We start from the raw sequence: 512 nt of genomic DNA on the forward strand, positions 1-512 counted from the left end.
GCATGTTCTTGAGCAGGCGGATGGGGTTCTTCTTGGCGATGGCCCCGGCGATCACGTACTGCAGGAGCATCAGGATGATCGTGAGCACGAACGCGGTGATGACCACCTTGAAGAACGTGGAGATGACCGTCCCGATCTGCCCGTTCATGGTCAGCGACAGGAACGAACCGAACACGTAGACCGGCAGCAGCGGGATCACGATGCGGGTGACCACGAGCATGATGATGTCGCGCAGCTCCTCCAGAGCGCTCTTCAGCGTGGTCCCGCGAACCATCGTGATGCCCACGCCCACGCAGAAGGCGAGCAGAAGCGCGGTCATGATGTCGAAGGGCGGGGGCATCTCGATGCTGAAGAACGACGACAGTGACTCCTCCGAGGGATCGCTCAGTGCGCCGCCGTCGTGGGTCTCATCGGCCAGCAGCGACGGGAACAGCGCCATCGAGGTGCCGAAGGCCATGAGGCCGGCACAGATGGTGGAGCCGTAGGCCACGGCGGCCGTGATCAGCAGCCAC

The 512-nt window shown here is 63.3% G+C and carries 1 protein-coding gene; it reads right to left on the reverse strand.

Annotation, left to right across the window (positions count from 1 at the left end; translation table 11 throughout):
- Positions 1 to 512, reverse strand: a 512-nt coding sequence (locus tag IG178_RS25185; protein WP_193215294.1) for a cation:dicarboxylate symporter family transporter, incomplete at both ends; no start/stop codon positions are given.

The sequence above is a fragment of the Neoluteolibacter marinus genome (genome assembly GCF_014904755.1).
GTDB classification, from domain to species: domain Bacteria; phylum Verrucomicrobiota; class Verrucomicrobiia; order Verrucomicrobiales; family Akkermansiaceae; genus Haloferula; species Haloferula marina.